Raw genomic sequence first — 6,634 nt, 5'->3', positions numbered from 1 at the left:
CACCGAAGACGGCTCTTGTAGCCTAGACGCGTGACAGATTTCGACGTAGTGATCGTAGGCGCTGGTGTCGCCGGGATGTCGGCAGCTCGGGCCCTGCAGGACAACGGCCTTAGCGTGCAGATTCTCGAGTCCAAAGACAGAATCGGCGGCCGCGCCTATACCGACAGCCACACCTTCGCGGTGCCCTTCGATCATGGTTGTGCCTGGATGTCCGGCGGGCCCTACAACCCGCTCGTCCAGATCGCCGACAAGTGCGGCTTCGAAAGCGTCGAGCGGTTCTTCCCACGGCTCGAGCACAAGACGTTCGTTGGCACGGCGGCTGGCGGCTGGGTGAACGACGACGAAGCGCGAGCGCGAGACCGCTACGTCCAGGACTGCTACAGCGCGATCGATGCGGCCGCCCTGCAAGGCGGCGACGTCTCGATCGCGGATGTCATCGACACGACGTCGGTTTGGGCCCCCCACCTGGAAAACTATCTCAGAGCGCTTCAGGGCGGAGACCTCGCTGAAATTTCCGCACTGGACTTCGCGAAGGACGAGGCGGACGGCGACGAGCTTTATCTTCCCCGCGGATACGGAGCCCTCATTCACGAGTTCGGCAAGGATCTACCCGTTGACCTCGGCGCAGCGGTGAAGAGCATCGCCTGGAGCGGCGACGGAGTGGAGAGCCGGACTTCCAAGGGAACCATTTCGAGCAAGGTCGCGATCGTTACGGTGTCGACCGGTGTTCTCGCCGCCAATCGCATTCGCTTCGAACCCGGCTTGCCCGACACAACTCGCGCGGCCATTGCCGCGTTGCCCATGGGGAGACTCGCCAAGGTCGCAATTCAATTCGACCGGAACATCTATGGGTCGTACACCGACGACTGTTTCGTTTATTACGACAGCCCGCATGCGTCGATGTGCATCATCACGGGTTACGGAGATTCCACCATGGCGGTCGCATATGCTGGGGGCCCACTGGCCGATGAACTCGAAGCGCTCGGTGTGGAGGGTGCTGCGGACTACCTGCTCGACCGACTCGAGAAGGTATTCGACTCGAAACTACGGCAATACGTTACCGCGACGGATTGCACGCAGTGGGGAAGCGATCCCAACGTCGGTGGAAGTTATACGATTGCGCTCGTGGGGCACGCCGGGGCCCGAGTCGCACTCGCAGAGCCCATCGAGAATCGGTTGTTCTTCGCGGGCGAGGCCACCTCGGAACACCATTATGGGTATGCCCACGGAGCATTTCTCGAGGGTCGAGCGGCTGCTGAAAAAGTCGTTGCGCTACTGCGTTGATGCGCGGGACCGGTCCTACGGCACAGCGCTCTGCGCGCGCCGCAACATCAACTCCACACTGCGGCGCTCCTCTCCGTACGACAGCTCGAGCGCTCGCTCGAGTGGCGCGATGGCCCCGGCAGCATCTCCCGAGGTGAGCCTCACCTTGCCGAGTTCATGGAGCGCAGTGCGGTGATCGGGTTCAATCGCGATCGCCTGGGTGAGCGCCTCCTCGGCGCTTGCCCACTCCCTCTGTCGCGATCGCACCTGGCCAAGTGCAGTCCATGCCAGCGCCGAAGGTCGCAAATCGATGCTCCTCTCCAGCGCGGCAGCGGCCTCGGAGAGTTCACCGGCCTGCGCGAGGGCGATGCCGAGTCTCGCGCTCACCATCGGACTCGGCAGGCGGACCTGCGCGAGGCGTCGCTCGGCCGTACCAAGGCGTTTGGCATCGTCGCCAGCGCGAATGACTCCGAACTCCTTCTCCTCCGTGTTCACGACGAACTGGACCATGTAGAGGCTGGCGACAACCACCACCGCGATGCGTCGCCAGGGCAGCCCGCTGCGCTCCGGGACCACTCGATTAGACGGCTCGACGGGGCGCAGCAGAATCCGGGCAATGGCGCCGTCGCGCAGCTTCCAGATTGCGCCGTCGAGGATGAAGTGGTGGAGATTGACGGCCGTGTTGACGAGCAGGAACAGGCCGGCGTCGTGAGGCACAGGAGAAAGACCCGTACACGTAAAGAGCAGCACCGGCAGGCCGAAGACGGCAAAGCCCGCGAATGTCGCGCGGGTGAAGTAGTGGTGACCAGCACCGCCGGAGCGGGCAAAGTAACGGGTCACCCAGAGGTACTGGACCGAGTGTGCGAAGGCGATCCACCAAAAGGAGTACTGCGCATCGACCAGGTTGAAGGCGACGGTGTCGATGCCAATGCCTTCGCTCCTGGCAATGATCGGGACGGTGAACCACAGCGCCTGGGAGAGGACCAGCAGCGCCGTCGGCGTAATGTCCGCGAGGGACGCGCGGCGGAGCAAGCCTACGGCGGCCACGCCGAGGCAAGCGACGTACATGACCAGGACTAGCCCGGCGACCCTGCCCGCCACCGCCGCGGGGAGGCCGAGCGCGTAGAAGTGGAAGTCGCCGAAGGCGCTCATGGGAGTCGGGGCATAGGTCGCCCCGGTCGAATCGCCGATGTGCATCGCCAGGAACGAGAGCGCGAAGGAGAGCAAGAAGGAGGCGCGCAGCGCGCGCCTTGTCCAGGGCGTGATCTCGATGCCGCGCCGGCGCAGGAACATCGAGGCGAGTCCGTAGTTCTGGCCCGCGTAATGCCACGGGCTCCATGTGAGGTAGACCGTGTACATCGCGGAACCCACGGTCGGTTGAAATAGACCCACCGTGAAGAGGCCCCAGACGAGGATCGTCAGATGGACCGTGAAGAAGCTGTATTTCTGGCGGTCTTCCCGCCGCTCGTAAACCCGGAGCAAGGTGGCGCCGTAGTGGGGAATGGAAAGCACGATGCTGCCGAACGGCAGCAGACCGAGGGGAATGAGGGCCTGCAGTTGGGGACCGGCGAGCACCAGCATGATCAGGACGGGGAAGTAGGCCAACCCGCAGCCCCAGAGCAGATCCGACACCGGGCCCGCCAGCCAGCGGCGATCGACGTTCGACATGAATTCGATCCTAGCCCATCGCGAATTGGTTGTTCTTCACGGGTGCTGCCGCCTCGGGACACCATTATGGGCATGTGCATGGACCCCTCGAGGGGCGAGGGATCGCGGCAAGAGTCGTCGCGCTGCTTCATCGACCCGGTTGAGAAAAATTACGTCCGATGTGGGTATTAGAGAATTAGCTGCATACGCAACGCAGCCCATTCCTGGCAGTCTCTGCACTTCACTCGGCGCCTCGAGATCTGCTTGCCAACCCAAACTGCTCGCATTTTGATAATTCTTCTAAAAGGGAGCAATTATGTCGTATTGTGCCGGAATAAGGAGAAGCGCTCGAGTCACACTCCCGTGCCTATGTAGAATCTCTCCACCAGGTTGTTGCTGCTATGGATGCTCCCAGGTACCGCGCTTCGCGGCGTCGCTGCGCTGTTGAATCTCTTCAGAAGTCTCTTGCGATCGGATTGCTGCTCGCGCTGACCTCGCTCCCCACACCTTCGAGCGCAGGCCAACACAGCGAGTCCGCACCCACGGTCACCCGTAGCAACGGTCTCGTCGAAATCTCGGGGGGCAAGATCGGGTTCCGCCAGGTTGGGCGTCAAGACGCCGGACACCGCAATCAAAACTCGCAAGGGAGCACCCCGTCCAGCACCGACACCGGCGGGACGGTGTTCGCGCAGGGCGGTGGACCCGTAACGTCGACGGATCACGATGTCGTGATCGTCGGAGCCGGAGCGGCGGGCCTTTACGCCGCAGTCGTGCTTGACGGTCTCGGCTACGACGTGTTGGTCGTGGAGGCGAGCGATCGACACGGGGGTCGCGTCTGGTCCGACACCATGGGCGATATAGGGATCGAACTGGGTGCAGAGGAACTCTATGGCACCAATAACAACTTCATCTTCAACGACATCAAGGCAATGTACGGCAACGGTGCCCAAATCGAGATCTTCAGGGAAAACAACTCCCAGGATACACTGATATCAATGGATGGAGGAAACACCTGCTGGGTGGTCACCGGCAACTGCCAAGACGACCCCGATATCTACGACTACTGGGACTTCTACTACGACTATGGCAGCCACGCCAACGACCCCACTGACATTACGGTTGCCGAACACATGGATACCGTGCTCGGTGTCGACTCGAGCCACCGAGCCTATCACCTGTACGAGGCCCTCACTCCGGCCGGCGAGTATGGGACTACCGTCGAGCGACTCGGTCTGCGAAGCCTCTCGCGCCAGGGCGCCTTATGGACCCTGTCGTCGAAGGTCTACGGTCTCGCTCCCACCGGCTACCTGGACGCACTGAACGCCCTCTACTTCGACCCGATCCTGGGCAAGGTGACGCTCAACAGCCCCGTGACGAAGATCGACACGAGTGGTGTCAAGCCGGTCGCCATCGACGCGAATGACGTCTACCACTATGCCGACGCCATCATCGTCACGGTATCCCTCGGTGTTCTTCAGGCCGGACTGATCGAATTCGTGCCGGCCCTTCCCGTCGCCAAGCAGAACGCCATCGACACCCTCGGTATGGGCAAGGGGATGAAGATCAGCCTGCGTTTCACGAGCCAGTTCTGGGAAGACAAGATGATGGACGCGATCACCGAGGGCCCTACCGCAGAGTGCTGGGCCCCCAAGAAATATCAGCCCGGGGCGGCGGATCATGTGCTGACGTGCTTCATCATGGGCATAAACGGGGAGATCATGAGCGCTCTCCCGGACGACACCGCCCGCATCAATCAGGCCCTGAGCGATCTGGATGAGATGTTCAGCAACGCAGCAACTCCGGCTTATATGTCTGCCGTGGTCCAGGACTGGTCGAATGAGCCTTATGTCCTCGGGAGCTACTCGTATCCGACTGTGGGCTCCTTTCCCGGTGGTACCAGCATGCGCGAGGTGTTGGCGCAGCCGGTGGGAACCACGCTGTTCTTTGCCGGCGAAGCCACCAACAACGGCAATTCGGCCACCGTTCCCGGAGCCATGCATACGGGTGAGCGAGCCGCGAGTGAACACCATACAGCGATCGGCGGCCCTCCCGCCCCGGGCACTCCGACGGCGGACTTCTCGGCATTGGTGACCTCCGGCCCAGCGCCTCTCGATGTTTCGTTCACTGACCTCTCGAACCAGCTACCGACGGGATGGTCGTGGAACTTCGGCGACTCCGGCAGCTCGAGCGTGCAGCATCCCAATCACCTGTACACAACACCTGGGGACTACACCGTCAGCCTCACGGCGACGAACCCCAACGGCTCCCACACCCGAGTCATGCCTTTGATGATCTCGGTTCCAGAGCCCTCCGTTAGCGCTACCCTGGTGAGTGGGGTCTTCATGTTGATGCTAATGCAATCGCGAAGAAGGCAGCTGGCTACGCGGCGGAGGTGAGATCACACGCATCTCGCTTCTTCCCTGTCTGGCTTGTCGTCTATCTGCTCCTGCTCGGGCTTTTTTTAAGCTTCAGCTGTGAGCAGAACAGCGGAAATGATGAGGGGCCTGCTCCATCGATCGGCTCCACTCTGGCAGAGGCGAGCGAAGCCGAACTGATCGAGCAGTTGAGCGCCATCGGTTATCTCGCGGCTACCAAGCAAGCGGGCGATGTCCAGGGCATCACGGTGCACGATCCCCAGCGAACCGCGCCGGGGCTGAACTTGATCACTTCGGGCCACGGCCCCGTTGCCCTGTTGATGGGTATGGACGGCGAGGTCCTTCACGAGTGGCGGGCTGAGTTCGCGCAGGTGTTCTCCGATCACCCGAGGCTTTCGGGCGCGGAGGAACCTCGCCGGAACTTCTGGCGCGACGCGCTGCTATTCCCGAATGGCGACCTTCTCGTCATTTGGGAATTGTTCGGGCTCTTCAAGCTAGACCGCAATTCAAAGCTGCTTTGGGCCGTGTCGGAGCCCGCCCATCACGATCTTCAGCTCAACGAAGCGGGAGAAATCGTGCACCTCCAGGCAAAGCGGATGATGATTTCGGGAATCTCCGAAAAACTCGCAATCGAAGATTTCATCGTGACGCGCGACAGCGGCGGAAAGGAACTGCGGAGACTCGCGATCTCTGACGCACTGCGCAATGTCAACTGGCTTCGATTGCGCAAGGCGTTCTGGACTCGCGGCAAAGAACGCGGCTACAGACTCAACGTGACGAATATCTTCGACCCCTTTCACACCAATTCTCTTTGGTTGCTGACTACCGCCGAGGCGGCTCTACTGGGAAGCCCGTTTCGGGCCGGAGACGCACTGGTTTCGATGGCCATGCTCGACACGGTCGCAATCATCGACATGGAGAAAGGAGTGACTCGCTGGTCCCAGCAGGGCCCCTTCGGCATGCAGCATTCTCCACGTATTGCACCCGACGGCGGCATCGTCGTTTTCAACAATTTCCTCACGGCCGATCGATCGAGCGTCCTTACGCTGGATCCCCGGGCGCGTCGCGTGATGCGGGAGTTCACCGGGTCGAAGTCCGAGCCGCTATATTCGAGACGATCGGGCCGCATCCAGGTGCTGCCGAACGGGAACACATTGGTGGTCGAGACCGAGGGCGGGCGGGCAATGGAACTGACGCAAGACGGCGAAGTCGTCTGGGAGTTCCGCAGCCCCTATCGGGTGGGCGATAGGGGAGACAAGATCGCGAATCTCTATTCGCTGAAACGGGTAGACGCAAGGCAGACGTCCTGGTTGACCACCACGAAGCACAGCGTCTCTCAGCAATAATCG

Annotated in this window: 4 protein-coding genes; 3 read left to right on the top strand and 1 reads right to left on the bottom strand. The window is 61.6% G+C overall.

Annotation, left to right across the window (positions count from 1 at the left end):
- The first annotated feature begins 30 nt into the window (after nt 1-30).
- The gene (locus IH881_11440; GenBank protein ID MCH7868301.1) at nt 31-1,284 is read left to right on the top strand and encodes an FAD-dependent oxidoreductase; all 1,254 of its coding nucleotides are present in this window, start codon (nt 31-33) and stop codon (nt 1,282-1,284) included.
- Between the two features lie 15 nt (nt 1,285-1,299).
- Here the strand turns inward: IH881_11440 and IH881_11435 are convergent, their stop codons facing one another.
- Nucleotides 1,300-2,931, bottom strand: a complete 1,632-nt coding sequence (locus tag IH881_11435) for a tetratricopeptide repeat protein (protein ID MCH7868300.1) — start codon at nt 2,929-2,931, stop codon at nt 1,300-1,302.
- Between the two features lie 380 nt (nt 2,932-3,311).
- Here IH881_11435 and IH881_11430 point away from each other — a divergent pair, with 380 nt between their 5' ends.
- The gene (locus tag IH881_11430) at nt 3,312-5,306 is read left to right on the top strand and encodes an FAD-dependent oxidoreductase (protein ID MCH7868299.1); all 1,995 of its coding nucleotides are present in this window, start codon (nt 3,312-3,314) and stop codon (nt 5,304-5,306) included.
- The gene (locus tag IH881_11425) at nt 5,303-6,631 is read left to right on the top strand and encodes a hypothetical protein (protein ID MCH7868298.1); all 1,329 of its coding nucleotides are present in this window, start codon (nt 5,303-5,305) and stop codon (nt 6,629-6,631) included. The genes IH881_11430 and IH881_11425 overlap by 4 nt, the downstream gene beginning before the upstream one ends.
- The last annotated feature ends 3 nt before the right edge of the window (nt 6,632-6,634 follow it).

Source organism: Myxococcales bacterium, assembly GCA_022563535.1.
Lineage (GTDB): Bacteria > Myxococcota_A > UBA9160 > UBA9160 > UBA4427 > DUBZ01.
Note: the sequence above shows the minus strand (reverse complement) of the source record. Positions and strands in the feature narration are given on the sequence as shown.

Bases quoted from the DNA above. Each gene is read 5' to 3' on its own strand.
- IH881_11435 (MCH7868300.1), bottom strand. From the start codon at position 2,931: ATGTCGAACGTCGATCGCCGCTGGCTGGCGGGCCCGGTGTCGGATCTG.
- IH881_11430 (MCH7868299.1), top strand. From the start codon at position 3,312: ATGGATGCTCCCAGGTACCGCGCTTCGCGGCGTCGCTGCGCTGTTGAA.